The organism is Streptomyces sp. NPDC052109 (assembly GCF_040680195.1).
GTDB lineage: Bacteria > Actinomycetota > Actinomycetes > Streptomycetales > Streptomycetaceae > Streptomyces.
In genome coordinates this window covers 456,452-472,621 of the sequence record NZ_JBFAWF010000002.1, presented here as the reverse complement: position 1 = coordinate 472,621, position 16,170 = coordinate 456,452, and the positions used below count along the sequence as shown (strand labels likewise).

15 protein-coding genes are annotated in these 16,170 nt (G+C 71.9%); 12 read left to right on the top strand and 3 right to left on the bottom strand.

Going from position 1 to position 16,170, the window contains the following annotated elements; genetic code table 11:
• Positions 1–154: 154 nt before the first annotated feature.
• From AB0L59_RS07760 to AB0L59_RS07750, 3 genes are all read right to left on the bottom strand, one after another.
• The gene (locus AB0L59_RS07760; protein ID WP_365580960.1) at positions 155–814 is read right to left on the bottom strand and encodes a response regulator transcription factor; all 660 of its coding nucleotides are present in this window, start codon (positions 812–814) and stop codon (positions 155–157) included.
• A gap of 204 nt (positions 815–1,018) precedes the next feature.
• Positions 1,019–2,356, bottom strand: coding sequence for a sensor domain-containing protein (locus AB0L59_RS07755; protein ID WP_365580519.1), 1,338 nt, complete (start codon positions 2,354–2,356; stop codon positions 1,019–1,021).
• Positions 2,357–2,749: 393 nt separating this feature from the next.
• Entirely contained in the window at positions 2,750–3,931 is a 1,182-nt protein-coding gene (locus AB0L59_RS07750) for a sensor domain-containing protein (protein ID WP_365580516.1), read from the bottom strand.
• Between the two features lie 230 nt (positions 3,932–4,161).
• Here AB0L59_RS07750 and AB0L59_RS07745 point away from each other — a divergent pair, with 230 nt between their 5' ends.
• The 12 genes from AB0L59_RS07745 (at position 4,162) to AB0L59_RS07690 (ending at position 16,138) form a co-directional block, all read left to right on the top strand.
• Entirely contained in the window at positions 4,162–4,581 is a 420-nt protein-coding gene (locus AB0L59_RS07745; protein ID WP_365580513.1) for an NADH-quinone oxidoreductase subunit A, read from the top strand.
• On the top strand, positions 4,572–5,168 hold the full coding sequence (locus AB0L59_RS07740) for an NADH-quinone oxidoreductase subunit B family protein (RefSeq protein WP_365580510.1): 597 nt from the start codon (positions 4,572–4,574) through the stop codon (positions 5,166–5,168). Before AB0L59_RS07745 ends, AB0L59_RS07740 begins: the two co-directional genes overlap by 10 nt.
• The gene (locus tag AB0L59_RS07735) at positions 5,165–7,057 is read left to right on the top strand and encodes an NADH-quinone oxidoreductase subunit C (protein ID WP_365580507.1); all 1,893 of its coding nucleotides are present in this window, start codon (positions 5,165–5,167) and stop codon (positions 7,055–7,057) included. The genes AB0L59_RS07740 and AB0L59_RS07735 overlap by 4 nt, the downstream gene beginning before the upstream one ends.
• Positions 7,054–8,022: a complex I subunit 1 family protein gene (locus tag AB0L59_RS07730; protein WP_365580505.1), complete on the top strand. Its 969-nt coding sequence runs from the start codon at positions 7,054–7,056 to the stop codon at positions 8,020–8,022. The genes AB0L59_RS07735 and AB0L59_RS07730 overlap by 4 nt, the downstream gene beginning before the upstream one ends.
• Positions 8,023–8,024: 2 nt before the next feature.
• Positions 8,025–8,600: an NADH-quinone oxidoreductase subunit I gene (locus tag AB0L59_RS07725; RefSeq protein WP_365580502.1), complete on the top strand. Its 576-nt coding sequence runs from the start codon at positions 8,025–8,027 to the stop codon at positions 8,598–8,600.
• The gene (locus tag AB0L59_RS07720) at positions 8,597–9,190 is read left to right on the top strand and encodes an NADH-quinone oxidoreductase subunit J (protein ID WP_365580499.1); all 594 of its coding nucleotides are present in this window, start codon (positions 8,597–8,599) and stop codon (positions 9,188–9,190) included. The genes AB0L59_RS07725 and AB0L59_RS07720 overlap by 4 nt, the downstream gene beginning before the upstream one ends.
• Positions 9,190–9,564 carry an NADH-quinone oxidoreductase subunit NuoK gene (nuoK, locus tag AB0L59_RS07715; protein ID WP_365580496.1) on the top strand — a complete coding sequence of 125 codons (375 nt, stop codon included), beginning with the start codon at positions 9,190–9,192 and terminating at the stop codon, positions 9,562–9,564. Before AB0L59_RS07720 ends, nuoK begins: the two co-directional genes overlap by 1 nt.
• Positions 9,561–11,555 (top strand): NADH-quinone oxidoreductase subunit L, encoded by a 1,995-nt coding sequence (locus AB0L59_RS07710; RefSeq protein WP_365580494.1) that lies wholly within the window; start codon positions 9,561–9,563, stop codon positions 11,553–11,555. Before nuoK ends, AB0L59_RS07710 begins: the two co-directional genes overlap by 4 nt.
• A gap of 6 nt (positions 11,556–11,561) precedes the next feature.
• Complete coding sequence (locus tag AB0L59_RS07705) at positions 11,562–13,136, top strand: NADH-quinone oxidoreductase subunit M (protein WP_365580492.1); 1,575 nt, start codon at positions 11,562–11,564, stop codon at positions 13,134–13,136.
• A complete protein-coding gene (locus tag AB0L59_RS07700; protein ID WP_365580490.1) occupies positions 13,133–14,650 on the top strand; it encodes an NADH-quinone oxidoreductase subunit N in 1,518 nt (505 codons plus the stop codon). Before AB0L59_RS07705 ends, AB0L59_RS07700 begins: the two co-directional genes overlap by 4 nt.
• A 235-nt stretch (positions 14,651–14,885) precedes the next feature.
• Positions 14,886–15,749 (top strand): zinc metalloprotease HtpX, encoded by an 864-nt coding sequence (htpX, locus tag AB0L59_RS07695; protein ID WP_365580487.1) that lies wholly within the window; start codon positions 14,886–14,888, stop codon positions 15,747–15,749.
• Positions 15,746–16,138, top strand: a complete 393-nt coding sequence (locus AB0L59_RS07690; RefSeq protein WP_365580485.1) for a YccF domain-containing protein — start codon at positions 15,746–15,748, stop codon at positions 16,136–16,138. Before htpX ends, AB0L59_RS07690 begins: the two co-directional genes overlap by 4 nt.
• The last annotated feature ends 32 nt before the right edge of the window (positions 16,139–16,170 follow it).

Sequence of the window (16,170 nt, the reverse complement as noted above, 5' to 3'; positions counted from 1 at the left end):
ATTTCGAGTCGGCCTGTAGCGCTTCTGGACCGGTCTGCGGCGCTGACGGTTCGCAACGCCCTTCCCGGGTTCCCTCGTCCCGTCTTCCGACTGGATATCCGTCATCCACGATGAGCCGCACGGTCTGGCACCTTGCTGACACAGTGTCGTCCGGTCAGGAGTTCAGATAGGTCAGTACCGCCAGAACACGCCGGTGGTCCCCGTCACTCGGGGCCAGACCGAGCTTCAGGAAGATGTTGCTGACGTGCTTCTCCACGGCGCCGTCGCTGACCACCAGCTGCCGGGCGATCGCCGAGTTGGTACGCCCCTCCGCCATCAGCCCCAGCACCTCGCGCTCGCGCGGGGTCAGCCCCGCCAGCACGTCCTGCTTGCGGCTGCGGCCGAGCAGCTGCGCGACCACCTCGGGGTCCAGCGCCGTACCTCCCCCGGCCACCCGCACCACCGCGTCCACGAACTCGCGCACCTCGGCGACCCGGTCCTTGAGCAGATAGCCCACGCCCCGGCTCGAACCGGCCAGCAGCTCGGTGGCGTAACGCTCCTCCACGTACTGCGACAGCACCAGCACCCCGAGCCCCGGATGCGCCTTCCGCAGCCGTACGGCCGCCCGGACGCCCTCGTCGGTGTGCGTCGGCGGCATCCTCACGTCCGCCACGACCACGTCGGGCAGCTCGCCCTGCGCGTCCAGGTCGGCGACGGTCTTCACCAGCGCCTCCGCGTCCCCGACGCCGGCCACGACATCGTGCCCGCGGTCGGTCAGCAGCCGGGTCAGGCCCTCCCTGAGCAGCACTGAGTCCTCGGCGATGACCACCCGCACCCTGTCCTCCACGATCTTCCGGCCCCCCAAGCCCGATCCCGCTCTCCGACGACGGTCCTCCGTACGGAGGTCCAGCATTCCAGCATTCGGTACGCGCCGCGCGGCAGGTCCGGGATCTTCTTCCAGCGTTCTGCCGAGCATCGGGGAGCCTGAACGATCGGGGAGGGGAAGGGGACGCGAAAGGTACGGCGGTGCGTACCGGTGTCAGGTCCGCCAGGGCAGTTCCGCGATCACCCGGGTGGGGCCGCCTGCCGGGGAGTCGACCACGAGGACGCCGTCCACCGCGTCCAGGCGTCCGGCGAGCCCGGCCAGACCCGAGCCGCGGGAGACGTCCGCGCCGCCCACACCGTCGTCGGTCACCTGCAGCATCAGCCGGTCCTCGGTCTGCCACACGTCCACCGACGCGGACCGGGCCCGGCTGTGCTTGCTGATGTTCTGCAGCAGCTCGGAGACCGTGAAGTAGGCGATGCCCTCGATGGCCGGGGCCGGGCGCTCCGGCAGGTCCACCTCGACCCGCACCGGCACGGTGCACCGGGAGGCGACCGAGGACAGCGCCGCGTCCAGGCCCCGGTCGGTCAGCACGGCCGGATGGATGCCTCGGGCGAGGTCGCGCAGCTCCTGCAGCGCCGTCTTCACCTCGCCGTGCGCCTCCTCCACCATCGCCGCCGCCGACCGCGGATCCTCCCGCAGCTTCTCCTTGACCAGCCCCAGGTCCATGGCCAGGTTGACCAGCCGCGCCTGCGCCCCGTCGTGCAGGTCCCGCTCGATGCGCCGCAGATCGGCGGCGGCCGTGTCCACGACGACCCCGCGGTCCGACTCCAGCTCCACCACCCGCGCCGACAACGACGACGGCCCCAGCAGCCCGCGCACCAGCAGTCCGTCCACCGTCGTCAGGGCCCGCACGATCCACGGTGCGGCCAGCGTGAACAGCAGCCCGACCAGCGCGGTCACGGTGATCTCGAACGGGTTGTCGAGATAGACGCTGTGGTGCTCGTCGCCGTACAGCTGCAGCCCGCCCTGGCCGCCGTACATCGGGAACACCCAGAACCACAGCGGGTACGTCAGCAGCGTCCAGCCGACGGACCACAGGGTCACCGCCACCGAGAACGCGAACACCGCCCACGGGAACTGCAGCAGCGCGTAGAGCAGGTTCCGCCAGGAGGAGCCGCTCTTCAGTACCGCGCCCATCCAGGCCAGCGCCCCCGGCTTGCGCATCCGCAGCGGCTCCGGCTCGGCCACGTCCAGCCCCAGCAGCCCGCGTGCCCGCGCCCGCTCCAGCGCGGCGAAGCCCCGGCAGCCGGCGAGCGCCGCCGCGAGCACCGGGATGCCGAGGAAGGTCACCAGCAGGCCCGCGCCGAGCGACACCACGGTCACCGTCCAGGTGAACAGCACGATGGACAGGGGCAGGCTCAGCAGGACATAGCCGAACTCGCGCCAGCTGCGCGCCTCGAACGGCGCCCGCAGCGCGGCGGGCAGCCGATAGCCGGTCGCGGCGGAACGTTCGTCCCCCCGGCCGTACCCGTCTCCGTAGTCCGTGGCCATCGATCTCGTCCCGTTCTCCTCGTCCGTACGGCGGTTCAGCCGTGTCTCCAGAGTCGTGCGCCGCCGGTTCCCGGGCCATGGAGTCCGTCGGCGTCTTGGGCCGGGGGTTTTCCCCACCTCCTGCCTCGGCGGACAGGCCGTCGTCCGGTGCCGGCGGCTTCCCGGTGCGGTCGGCCGGTCGCGGACCGTTAAAGGGGTGCTGCTGCGAGGCGGCTGCGGGCGCGTCGTGGGCTGGTCGCGCCCACGCGGCGGCGCCGCACGTCCGACGCGGCCCCGCGCCCGGCAAGCTGCGGCCGCATGAGGACGCGTAGTCGCCGCACACGCGTGCGGAACCGTGGCAGCCGCACCCCCCTGCGGAACCGCGGCAGCCGTCCCCGCACGTGGAACCGTCGGCTACTCCGCCCGGTCACGCCACGGCAGCTCCGCCGTGACCACCGTCGGGCCGCCCACCGGGGAGTCGAGGACGAACAGGCCGTCCACCGCGCCCAGCCGTTCCGCGAGGCCCCGCATCCCCGTGCCGTCCTCCAGCCGGGCGCCGCCCCGGCCGTCGTCCCGGACCTGGATGAGCAGCCGGTCCTCGGTGCGCCACACGTCCACTGACGCGGAGCGGGCCCGGCTGTGCTTGCTGATGTTCTGCAGCAGTTCGGAGACCGTGAAGTAGGCGATGCCCTCGATGGCCGGGGCCGGGCGGTCCGGCAGGTCCGCGGTCACCTTCACCGGCACCGTGCACCGGGTGGCGACGGACGACAGCGCCGCGTCCAGGCCCCGGTCGGTGAGCACGGCCGGATGGATGCCTCGGGCGAGGTCGCGCAGCTCCTGCAGGGCCAGCTTCACCTCGCCGTGCGCCTCCTCCACCATCGCCGCCGCCGAGTCGGGATCCTCCAGCAGCTTCTCCTTGGCCAGACCGAGCCCCATGGCCAGGTTGACCAGCCGCGCCTGCGCCCCGTCGTGCAGGTCCCGCTCGATGCGCCGCAGATCGGCGGCGGCCGTGTCGACCACCACCCCGCGGTCCGACTCCAGCTCGGCGATACGGCGCTCCAGCTCGTCCGAGGGCGACAGCAGTCCGCGCACCATGAAGCGGTCCACGTTCGCGAGCCCCCGTGCCAGGTACGGCAGCACCGGCCACAGCACGAAGAACGAGGTCAGCACGGTGCAGAAGGTGAGGATGCCCCAGGGCAGCCGGATGGCGTCGTAGAGCATCGTCCGCCAGCCCACCGGGTCCTTCAGCGCCATCCACAGCCGCTGCGTCAGCGTGCCGCTCCTGGCGAGCGGCAGCGGCGTCGGCTCCTCCACCCGCACCCCGAGCAGCCTCCGGGCGCGGGCCCGCTCCAGCTTCCCCAGCTGCCGGGAGCCCAGCAGGCTGAGCGCCAGCAGCGGCAGTCCGACGACGGTGACCGTCAGGGACCCGCCGACGGCCAGCGTGGTGATCGCGTAGACGAAGCCGAACACCGTCACCGGGAAGTTCAGCAGGAGATACAGGATCTCCTTCCACGTGTGCGCGTCGAACGCCGGCCGGATCGGGGGCAGCCGGTCGGCGCTGTCGGCCCGGCCCGCGGCGGAACTGGTAGCGGTCATGGCGGTCAGCCTGCCGTGCCCGGCAGCCTCAGCGCCATGCGGTACGCCGCCCTCCGCCGACGGGGGAAATCCCCACCCCGGCCCGCACCACCTGTCTCAGCCCGTGACGGGCTGCTTACCGTGTCTTTATCAGGGCCTAGACTCCCGTGCGTACGGATCGTCGAATCACGTGGCATCACAGAGTTCACGGATTCACGCGGGTCACAAGGTCAGGGAGCGAGGGACGGACGGTGCGGGAGACGTTGGGGGACTCGACGGCCGCAGCGGCGAACGTCATCGCGGCCGGCTACTTCCGGTCCTACTCGGTGGTAGGCCTGCTCGCCCTCGTCGGCGTGCTGTTCGTCGCGGTCGCCTTCGGCGCGGGCCGCCTGCTGCGCCCCGTCGTGCCGACCCCCGAGAAACTCCTGACCTACGAGTGCGGCGTCGACCCCGTCGGCGAGGGCTGGGCCCACACCCAGGTCCGCTACTACGTCTACGCCTTCCTCTACGTGATCTTCGCGGTCGACTCGATCTTCCTGTTCCCCTGGGCGACGGTCTTCGCCGCCCCCGGCTACGGCGCGACCACGCTCGTGGAGATGTTCGTCTTCCTCGGCTTCCTCGCCGTGGGCCTGCTGTACGCATACAAGAAGGGCGTCCTGGCATGGACGTGAACCCGGAGCCCGTGTACCTGCCGGAGCCCAAGCGGCTCGGCGCCCTGGCCCGCCTGGCCCCCGAGCCGATGAAGGTGGTCCTGAACTGGGGTCGCCGCTACTCGCTCTGGGTCTTCAACTTCGGCCTCGCCTGCTGCGCGATCGAGTTCATCGCCGCGTCGATGGCCCGCCACGACTTCATCCGCCTCGGTGTCATCCCGTTCGCGCCCGGCCCCCGCCAGGCCGACCTGATGGTGGTGTCGGGCACGGTCACGGACAAGATGGCCCCGGCCGTGAAGCGCCTCTACGAGCAGATGCCCGAGCCGAAGTACGTCATCTCCTTCGGCGCCTGCTCCAACTGCGGCGGTCCCTACTGGGACTCGTACTCGGTGACGAAGGGCGTCGACCAGATCATCCCCGTCGACGTCTACGTCCCCGGCTGCCCGCCGCGCCCCGAGGCGCTGCTCCAGGGCATCCTCAAGCTCCAGGAGAAGATCGCCCGGGAGTCGCTGGGGGAGCGGTACGGACACTCCCGGCCGTCCGCGGCCGCCCTGACCAGCGACCTGGTGAGGCCTCCTGTACCGGCCGCCGAGGGGGACGCTCAATGAGCACCGTCGGCTGGCTGCCCGCCCCGGTCGAGGACCTCTTCGGTACGAACACCACGGCCGAGGAGTCCTACGACCTCCTGACCGTGGACGTACCGCCGTCGTCCTGGCTCACCGCCCTTCAGACGGCCCGTACGACCCTGGGCTGCACCTACTTCGACTGGCTGAGCGCGGTCGACGAGCCGGGCACGGGTTTCCGCGTGTCCGCGCACGTCGTCGCGCTCTCGCCGGTGCGCCGACTGCTGCTGCGGACCACCGTCCCGCACGAGGCGCCGACGCTGCCGTCCGCCGTCGGGGTCTACGCGGGCGCCGCCTGGCACGAGCGCGAGACCCACGAGATGTTCGGCGTCCGCTTCGAGGGCCACCCCTCCTTGGAGCACCTGCTCCTCCCCGAGACTTTCGAGGGCCACCCCCTCCGCAAGGACTTCGTTCTCGCCGCCCGCGTCGCCAAGGCCTGGCCCGGCGCCAAGGAGCCCGGCGAATCCGAGCACGGCGGCCCGAAGCGCCGGCAGATGCTGCCGCCGGGCGTCCCGGACCCCAACGAATGGGGCCCGCTGAAGGGCCGGCTACCGGCTGCCCCGACCCGCGCGGCGGGCGAACGCCCGGTACGACGCACCCGTACGGCAGCGGCGGGCTCAGCAAGCCAGACCGGCCAGGCGGGGGAGGCTGGTGCTGGTGCTGGTGCTGGTGCTGGTGCTGGTGCTGGTGCTGGTGCTGGTGCTGGTGCTGGTGCTGGTGCTGGTGCGCGGCCGCGGCGGATGCGGAGTGCGAGCGAGGGCTCGGTGACTCAGGCGGGGCAGGCGGCCCAGGGCAGCGAGGCCGCTGCCGGCGCCGCTGGATCCGGTGCTGCAGCTGATGCAAGTGCTGCCCGGCCGCGGCGGATGCGGAGTGCGAGTGACGGCTCGGTGAGCCAGACGCCGGCACCGGCACCTGAGGACGCGGCCGAGGGCGATGCGACTCGGGCCGGGGCGGCGGAAGGCCCGGCGGCCGAGGCGTCCGTGGCGCACGAGCCCGGCCCAGCCCCGGCCCGTCCCCGCCGCGCGCGCACTGCCTCGGAGGGCTCGGCCGCCCAGCGGACCCAGGCCGCGCAGCCCACCTCGGAGGAGCCGACGGCACCTGCGTCGGACGAGCCGACGGCACCGGGCCAGGCCCAGCCGACGTCACCGGACAGCGCGGCTCGCCCCGCTCGTCGGAGCCCGGCCCCGCGCAGCTCCGACGCCCCGTGGCACCATGCCCGCCCGGCCTTCGAGCAACCGACGAAGCCCGAGGGCACGCCGACGGAGCCCGAGCAGGCGGCTGTGGAGCGCGAGCAGGTCCCAGCGGAGCGCGAGACAGCCCCGGCGGAGCCCGAGCCGGTTCCGGTGGAGCCCGAGCGGACGCCGGTGGAGTCCGGGCGGGCGGCTGTGGAGCCCGAGCAGGTCCACGGCGAGGCCGAGCGGACCTCGGCGGTGTCCGAACAGGTCCCGGCGGAATCCGGGCAAGCCGCTGTGAAGCCCGGACAAGGCCCGGCGGAGCGCGAGGCAGCCCCGGCGGGGCCCGGCCAGACACCGGCGGAGCCCGAGCAGGTGCACGGCGAGCCCGAGCGGACCTCGGCGGAGACCGAACAGGTCCCGGCGGAGCCCGAGCGGACACCGGCGGAGTCCGGGAAAGCCGCTGTGGAGCCCGGACAGGTCCCGGTGGAGCCCGAGCAGGCTCTCACGGAGCCCGAGCAGGCTGCCACGAAGCCTGGGCGGACGCCCGTCGACGCCGGGCAGGCCGCGCAGGCCGGGCAACGGTCCGATCAGCCGGTCACCGGTGACGACGGCGCCAACCGAGAGGCCCCTGCCAGTCCCGAGACCCCCTCCACCCCCGACAGCCCGCACGACGACGATCCCATAGGAGGCCCGCAGTGAACGGCGCGCTGGACGTCGCCCTGCGACTCCTGGTCGTGTTCGTCGTCTTCCTGACGTTCCCGCTGATCGTCGGGCAGACCGAGCACAAGGTGATGGCCCACATGCAGGGCCGCCTCGGCCCGATGTACGCGGGCGGTTTCCACGGCTGGGCCCAGCTCATCGCCGACGGCGTGAAGTTCGCGCAGAAGGAGGACGTGGTCCCGGCCGGCGCCGACCGCCGTGTCTTCCAGCTCGCCCCCGCCGTCGCCCTGTTGCCCTACCTCCTCGTCCTGCTCGCCATCCCCATCGGCCCGAGCGCGGGCGCCGTCGGCCAGGTCCTCGACGCGGGCGTGTTCTTCGTGCTCGCGGTGATGGGCGTGGGCGTGCTCGGCTCGCTCATGGCCGGTTGGGCCAGCGCGAACAAGTTCTCCCTGCTCGGCGGCCTGCGCACGGCCGCCCAACTGCTCGCCTACGAACTCCCGATGCTGCTCGCCGCGGCCTCGGTCGCCATGGCCGCGGGCACCGTCTCCCTTCCCGGCATCCTGCACGCCTTCCACTGGTGGTGGGTGCCCTGGCAGATGGTCGGCGCGGTCGTCTTCTTCGTCGCCGGACTCGCCGAGCTGCAGCGCCCGCCGTTCGACATGCCCGTCGCCGACTCGGAGATCATCTTCGGCGCGTACACCGAGTACACCGGTCTGCGTTTCGCTCTGTTCCTGCTCGCCGAGTACGCCGGCATCGTCGTCCTGTGCGGCCTGACCACCGTCCTCTTCCTGGGCGGCTGGCACGGTCCCTGGGGCACCGCAGGCCTCGGCTGGGTCTGGACCCTGTTGAAGACCGCGATCCTCGCCTTCCTCGTCATCTGGCTCCGCGTCACCTACCCGCGCCTGCGCGAGGACCAGCTCCAGAAGCTCTCCTGGACCCTCCTCGTCCCCCTCTCCCTCACCCAGATCGCCCTCACCGGCATCATCAAGGTGGTGATCTCCTAACCATGGCCGTGCCGCCCCCGCCCTCCCGTTCCCGCATTCCCGGCTCCGGCCTCGCCAAGGGCCTGGCCGTCACCCTGCGCACGATGACCAGGAAGACGGTCACCGAGCAGTACCCGGACGTCCAGCCCGAACTGCCGCCCCGCACCCGCGGCGTGATCGGCCTGTTCGAGGAGAACTGCACGGTCTGCATGCTCTGCGCCCGTGAGTGCCCCGACTGGTGCATCTACATCGACTCCCACAAGGAGACGGTCCCACCGGCCGCCCCCGGCGGCCGCGAGCGCAGCCGCAACGTCCTCGACCGGTTCGCCATCGACTTCTCCCTGTGCATGTACTGCGGTATCTGCATCGAGGTCTGTCCTTTCGACGCGCTGTTCTGGTCCCCGGAGTTCGAGTACGCCGAGACGGACATCCGCGACCTCACCCACGAGCGGGACAAGCTCCGCGAGTGGATGTGGACCGTCCCCGCGCCGCCGGCCCTGGATCCCGCCGCCGAGGAGCCGAAGGAGATCGCCGCCGCCCGCAAGACCGCCGAGAAGCTGGCGGCCGCGCAGGCCGAGCCGGAGGAGGGAGAGTCGTGACCCTCGCCCAGGCACCGCACGGCTTCCTGTCCCCGACCGGAGTCGAGATCGCCTTCCTCCTCGTCGGCCTTGTCACCTTCGGCGCCGCCCTGGTCACCGTCACCACCCGCCAGCTGGTGCACGCCGCCCTGTGGCTGGTGGTCGCGCTCGGCGGTCTCGCCGTCGAGTACCTCCTGCTCACCGCGGAGTTCATCGCCTGGGTGCAGGTCCTGATCTACGTCGGTTCCGTCGTCGTCCTCCTCCTGTTCGGTCTGATGCTCACCAGGGCGCCCATCGGCCGCTCCCCGGACGCCGACTCCGGCAACCGCTGGGCCGCCCTGACCGTCGCGGTCGCCGCCGCCGTCGCCCTGGTGTGGGTCGTCGGCGACGCCTTCCGCACCACCTGGATCGACCTCGACGGCCCGGCCGCCGGCTCCACCCGGGTCACCGGCGAGAGCCTGTTCCGAAACTGGGTGCTGCCCTTCGAGGCCCTGTCCGTGCTGCTCCTCGCGGCCCTGGTCGGCGCGATCGTCCTGTCCCGCAAGGCGAAGGCGGAGGCGACCGCCAGTACCCCGGTGAACAACCGCGTCGGCAAGGAAGGCGACCGCTGATGCACCTCGCCTACCCCGCCGTACTCTCCGCCCTCCTCTTCTGCACCGGCCTGTACGGCGTCCTCGCCCGCCGCAACGCGATCCTGGTCCTGATGTCGGTCGAGCTGATGCTCAACGCCGTCAACCTCAACCTGGTCGCCTTCGACATCTGGCTCAGCCGGGCCGCGCGGGAGACCCTGCACTCCGGCCAGGCGCTGACCCTGTTCACCATCGCCATCGCCGCCGCCGAGATCGGCATCGGCCTGGCGATCGTGCTCGCCGTCTACCGCAACCGCGGCACCTCCGACATCGACAAGCTCCGCGACACCGCCGAGGGTCCCGAGACCGGTGGCCCCGACTCCTCCGCGGCCGAGAAGGCTGAGGCCACCGCGTGACCACGACCACCCTCGCCGTCCTCGTCCCCCTTCTGCCGTTCCTGGGCGCCGCGGCCGGACTGCTGCTCGGTCGCACCGCGCCCGGGTTCGTCCGCCCCCTCGCCGTGCTGCCGCCGCTGGCCTCGCTCGTCCTGGCCGCGCTGGTCGCCGCACACCAGGGTGGCGGCCGGGCGGTCGACGCCCACACCGAGCTGACGCCCACCGGTTCGGTCCCGATCGAACTGGCGCTGCACATCGACGGCTTCGCCTCGCTCGTCGCGATCCTGGTCGCCTTCGTCGCGGCCTGCGTGCAGATCTACTCGACGGGCTATCTGCGCGACGACCCGCGCTACCCCTCCTACGCAGCCCTCGTCTCCCTGTTCACCTCCGCGATGCTCCTGGTCGTCTACTCCGGCGACCTGATCGTGCTGCTGGTCGGCTGGGAAGTCATGGGTATCTGCTCCTACTTCCTGGTCGGCCATTACTGGGAGACCCCCGAGGCCCGCGCCGCCTCCCTGAAGGCGTTCCTGGTCACCAAGCTGGGCGACGTGCCCTTCCTGATCGGCCTGTTCGCGCTGGCCACCGACGCCGGCTCCTTCCGTATCACCCGCGTCCTCGGCGCCGTCGCGAGCGGCGACCTGCACCACCCGACGCTGGTCGCCCTGCTGCTCCTCGCGGGCGTCGCGGGCAAGTCGGCGCAGTTCCCGCTGCACACCTGGCTCCCGGACGCGATGGCGGGCCCGACGCCCGTCTCGGCGCTGATCCACGCCGCGACGATGGTCGCCGCCGGTGTCTACTTCATCGCCCGACTCCTTCCCGTCTTCGAGGCCTCCTCGGCCGCGATGGTGGTCCTCGCCGTCATGGCCGCGGTCACGATGACCGGCTCGGCGCTCGCCGCGCTCGCCCAGGACGACATCAAGCGCGTCCTCGCCTACTCGACGATCGGCCAGCTCGGCTACATGACCGGCGCCCTCGCCGTCGGCGACCGCGGTGCCGCCGTCTTCCACCTCCTGTCCCACGGCGCCTTCAAGGCGCTGCTGTTCCTCGCGGCCGGTGTGATCATCCACGCCGCCGGCACCAACTCGCTGGCCGCCATGTCCCGCATGCACGGCCTGCGCGACCGCGTCCCGGACGCCTACTGGACGATGACCGTGGCCCTCCTCGCGCTCGCCGCGATCCCGCCGTTCAGCGGCTTCTTCTCCAAGGAGTCCGTCCTCGGCGCGGCCGAACACGCCGTCGCCGGGAGCACCGACCACGCGCCCGGCACGGCCGGCTGGATCGTCCTCGTCGCCGGTCTGCTCACCGCCCTCCTCACCGCCGCCTACGCGACCCGGCTGTGGCTGCTGGCCTTCCGCGGCCGGGGCGCCGAGGCCCCCGACCACGGCCGCCAGCCGCTGACGATGACCGTGGTGCTGTGGGTCCTCGCCGTGCCGTCCCTCGCCTTCGGCGGGCTCGCCTACCGCTCGCTGCCCGGCTGGTTCGACGGCCGCGCCCTGACCCCGAGCCTGCTCACCTCGATCCTCGGCACGGGCCTCGCCGTGGTCGGCGGGCTGATCACCTACGGGGCCTGGCAGCACACCACCCGCATCGCCGCCCGGGTGCCGCTGGGCGCGGTCGCCGCCCACCCAGAGGGCGACGCCGGACTGGTCGAGGCCGAGGCCATCGCCACGCACCGGCCGGCCTACGGTGACATCGCGTACGCGCCCGACCCGGCGGATCCCGGCCGACTGCTGCTCGGCCCGCTGCACCGGTCCGCGGCCGCCGGCTTCCACCTGGACGCCGTGTACGCGGCGCTGTTCGTCCGCCCGGTCCAGGCCGGGGCGAGTCTCGTCCGGTTCCTCGACCGCGAGGTCGTCGACACCTACGTACGCGGCGCGGCCGCCCTGCCCCGGGCGCTCGGGGCCGCCGTACGGCGGGCGCAGACCGGCAATGTGCAGACCTATGTGAGCGCGCTGCTCGCCGGCACCGTCGTCCTGGCGGTCGCCGTCGTCCTCGTCGCCACGGGAGCGTGAGCAGGCGTGATCGATATCAACGAGTCCGTGATGCAGTTCCTTCTGGCATTCGTCGTCGTCGGCCCGCTCCTCGGCGCGGTCGCCGCTCTCCTGCCGGCCCCGCCGGGACTGAAGGGGAGGTCGCCCGAGCAGGCCGTGCTGCGGCACGGCGTGACCGTGACCGGCGCGATCCTCATCGCCGCACTCGTCCTCGCGCTCGGCTTCGACCACGACCACCCGTCGAGGATGCAGGCCACGACCGACATCAGCTGGATCCCCGCACTCGACGTGCGGATCCACCTCGGCATCGACGGCATCTCCCTCCCCCTCGTCGTCCTGACCGCGCTGCTGACCTTCCTCTGCGCGCTCTACTCCTACTTCAAGCCGCCCGCGGGCGGCTCCCCGAAGGCGTTCGTCGCCCTGCTGCTCCTGCTCGAGTCCGGCACCCTCGCGACCTTCGCCGTCCTCGATCTGCTGCTGTTCTTCCTCGCGTTCGAGATGGTGCTCATCCCGATGTACTTCCTCATCGCCCGCTGGGGCGGCGAGGGCCGGGCCCGGGCCGCGTGGAAGTTCATCCTGTTCACGCTGCTCGGCTCCGTCGTCATGCTGCTCGGCCTGCTCCTGATCGGAATCAAGGCGGGCACGTTCGACATGGTGGCACTCGCCACTGACAACGGCCGGTCACTGACCGCATCCGTGCAGGTCATCGCCGTTCTGGCGATCGGCGTCGGGCTCGCGGTCAAGACGCCGATGTGGCCGCTGCACAGCTGGCTGCCCGACGCCCACACCGCCGCGCCGACCGTCGGCTCGGTGCTGCTGGCCGGTGTCCTGCTGAAGATGGGTACGTACGGTTTCGTCCGGATTCTGCTGCCGATCGCGCCGCACGGCTTCCACACCTTCGCGCCGTACCTCGCCGCGTTCGCCGTGGTCGGGATCATCTACGGGTCCCTGGCCTGCCTGGCCCTGGCCAAGCGGGGCGCGAAGGGCGACCTCAAGCGGCTGATCGCCTACTCCTCCGTCGGCCACATGGGCTTCGTCCTGCTGGGCATCGCCACCATGACCCCGACCGGCGTCAACGGCGCCCTGTTCGCCAACATCGCCCACGGCCTCATCACCGGCCTGCTCTTCTTCCTGGTCGGCGCGCTCAAGGACCGCACCGGCACCACCGACCTCGACACCCTCTCCGAGGAGAGCGGCCTCGCCCTGTACGGCAAGGCCCCGCGCCTCGGCGGCCTGCTCGCCTTCGGTGCCGTCGCCTCGCTCGGCCTGCCCGGACTCGCCGGGTTCTGGGGCGAGATGCTGGCCCTGTTCGGCGCGTTCAAGCCCGCCTCCGACCTCAGCCGGCCGGCCTTCCTCACCTTCATGGCAATCGGTGCGTTCGGCACCCTGCTGACGGCCGCGTACATGCTGATCGTGGTCCGCCGCGTCTGCATGGGCGGCACGGAGCAGGAGGTCCCGAAGCTCGCCGACGTCCACGGCTACGAGTTCGCCGCCTGGACCCCGCTCGTCGCCCTCACCGTCGTCGCAGGACTGTGGCCGAGGGCGCTGCTCGGCCTGACCGACCCGGCCGTGCACCAGCTCCTCGCAGGAGGCACCCGATGAGCGCCCAGCCCCTCGCCGAGTCGCTGGTGCAGTCCGTCGACTGGCTCGCCGTCGCCCCGCCGACCATCGCCGCCGCCGTGGGACTCGTCGTGCTGGTCGCCGACCTGTTCCTGCCCGAGTCCCGCAAGGCAGTCCTCGGCTGGGTCTCGGTCGCCGGACTGGCCGTGGCCGCGCTGACGCTCCTGCCCCTCCTGGACGGCGACCGCAGCACCTTCTGCGTGAACGGCGCCACGCGCGCGTGCAGCTACACCGCCGACCACTTCACTCTCGTCATCCAGTTCCTGGTCCTCGGCGGCGCGCTGCTCGCCGCCCTGCTGTCGGTCACGAACCTCAAGGACGACCAGCGGCGCGTCCCTCCGGGGGAGTTCTGGTTCCTGCTGCTGTCCTCCGCGGCCGGCGCCGCCCTGCTGCCCGCCTCCCGCGACCTCGCCACCCTGGTCGTCGCCCTGGAGGTCGCCTCCCTGCCCGCCTTCGCCCTCGTCGGCATACGGCACGGAGACAAGCGGTCCTCGGAGGCCGCCCTGAAGTTCTTCCTGTCCTCGGTGACGGCCACCGCGGTCACCCTGATGGGCGTCAGCTTCGTCTACGCCTCCACCGGCACCCTCTACCTCACCCAGGTCGCCCGGCGCCTGCCCCACGTCGACGGGCAGCTGCACACCCTCGCCCAGGCGGGCGTGGTCCTCACCCTGATCGGCTTCGCGTTCAAGACGGCAGCCGTGCCCTTCCACTTCTGGGTGCCCGACACCTACGTCGGCGCGCCGCTGCCCGTCGCCGCGTACCTGTCGGTCGTCGGCAAGGCGGTCGGCTTCTCCGGCCTGATCCTCGTCACCGTGGTCGCGTTCCCGTCGTACGCCGACGTCTGGGGGCCCGCGCTCGCCGTCCTGGCCGCCCTGACCATGACGGTCGGCAACCTGGGCGCCCTGCGCCAGCAGGCCACGCGCGCGTACAGCGCCGTACGGCTGCTCGCCTGGTCCTCCGTCGGTCAGGCCGGGTACCTGCTCGTGCCCATCGCCGCCGCCGGCTACGCCAAGGACCCGCAGAAGGCGATCGGCTCCACGGTCGCCTACGCGCTGATGTACGCCGCCGTGAACCTCGGCGCGTTCGCGGTGGCCGCCGTGGTGGGCCGTAGCCGGGCCCGGAACCGGATCAGCGACTACCGGGGCCTGTACGCCGCCAACCCGCTCACCGCGCTCCTGCTGGCGTTCTTCCTGCTCTGCCTGGCCGGGCTGCCGCCGGGGATCATCGGGCTGTTCGCCAAGGTCACCGTCTTCTCGTCGGCCGTCGACGCGGGCCTGGGCTGGCTCGCCGTCGTGATGGCCGTCAACGTGGTGATCGCGCTCTTCTACTATCTGCAGTGGACCGCCCTGCTGTTCCGCGCCCCCGAGGGCGAGCCCGCCCGGCACCACGTCCCCGGCCCCCTCACCGCCGCCCTCGCCCTCACCGGCGTACTCGGCGTCGCCCTGTCCGGAGCGCCTCAGCTCGTGCTCCGCTTCGCGGCCACGGGCCTGTTCTGAGCGGCCCGGCGGACCGTTCCGCCGGGCATGCCGGAGGGGTCCGAGGAGCCCCCTCGCGCGCATGGCCCATCCGTGCCGTCACGCGCGCGGGACAGCGAACGAGCACGTCACCCGTCCGGCCGACCGGCCCCCGCGCCGGCAACAGGGAACTCGCGACCGCCGCCTGGCGTTGTCACAAGCGGGAGGGTCCACTGGACCAAAGTGTTCCCCAGCTGCACGACTTGGAGGGCGTACGGTGCACCGCCGGCACAACGGGCTCAGGACCGCAGTACTCCTCGGGGGACTGTCCGCACTCATCATCGTCATCGGCAGCTTCTTCGGCCGCGCCGGCCTGATCATCGCGGTCCTGATCGCCCTGGGCACGAACGCGTACGCGTACTGGAACAGCGACAAGTTGGCCCTGCGCGCGATGCGCGCCCGTCCGGTCAGCGAGTTCGAGGCCCCCGCGCTCTACCGCATGGTCCGCGAGCTGTCCACGCAGGCCCGCCAGCCGATGCCCCGCCTGTACATCTCCCCCACGGAGGCCCCCAACGCCTTCGCCACGGGCCGCAATCCGCGCAACGCGGCCGTGTGCTGCACCGAGGGCATCCTGCGCCTGCTGGACGAGCGCGAGCTGCGGGGCGTCATCGGCCACGAGCTCAGCCACGTCTACAACCGGGACATCCTGATCTCCTCGGTGGCCGGCGCGCTCGCCTCGGTGATCATGTTCCTGGTGAACTTCGCCTGGCTCATCCCGGTCGGGCGCTCCGACGACGACGACGGCCCGGGCCTCATCGGCATGCTCCTGATCATGATCCTGGGCCCGCTCGCCGCAACCCTCATCCAACTGGCCATCAGCCGTTCCCGCGAGTACGAGGCGGACGCGTCCGGCGCTCAGCTCACCGGCGACCCGCTGGCCCTCGCCGGTGCCCTGCACAAGCTGGAGGGCGGCACCCAGCAGCTGCCGCTGCCGCCCGAGCCCCGGATCCAGACGGCCAGCCACATGATGATCGCGAATCCCTTCCGCGCGGGCCAGGGACTGACCAAGATGTTCTCGACGCATCCGCCCATGGCGGACCGAATCGCCCGGCTCGAGAAGATGGCAGGTCGCTACCGGTGAAGACGATCCTGAACGTCATTTGGCTCATCCTGAGCGGCTTCTGGCTGTTCCTGGGCTATCTGTTCGCCGGCGTCCTGCTGTGCATCACGATCATCGGCATCCCGTTCGGCGTCGCCGCCTTCCGTATCGGTGTCTACGCCCTGTGGCCCTTCGGGTACACCACGGTCGAGCGCCGGGACGCGGGCGCGCCCTCGTGCATCGGCAACGTGCTCTGGCTGATCCTGGCCGGCTGGTGGCTGGCGATCGCGCACATCGTCACCGGTATCGCCCTGTGCATCACGATCATCGGCATCCCGTTCGGCATCGCGAACTTCAAACTGATCCCGGTCTCCCTGCTGCCGCTGGGCCGCGAAATCGTGCCGACGGACGAGCCGTTCGCGACCCGCTGAGTCGGCGGGCGGACAGCGGGCCACGCGCGCGT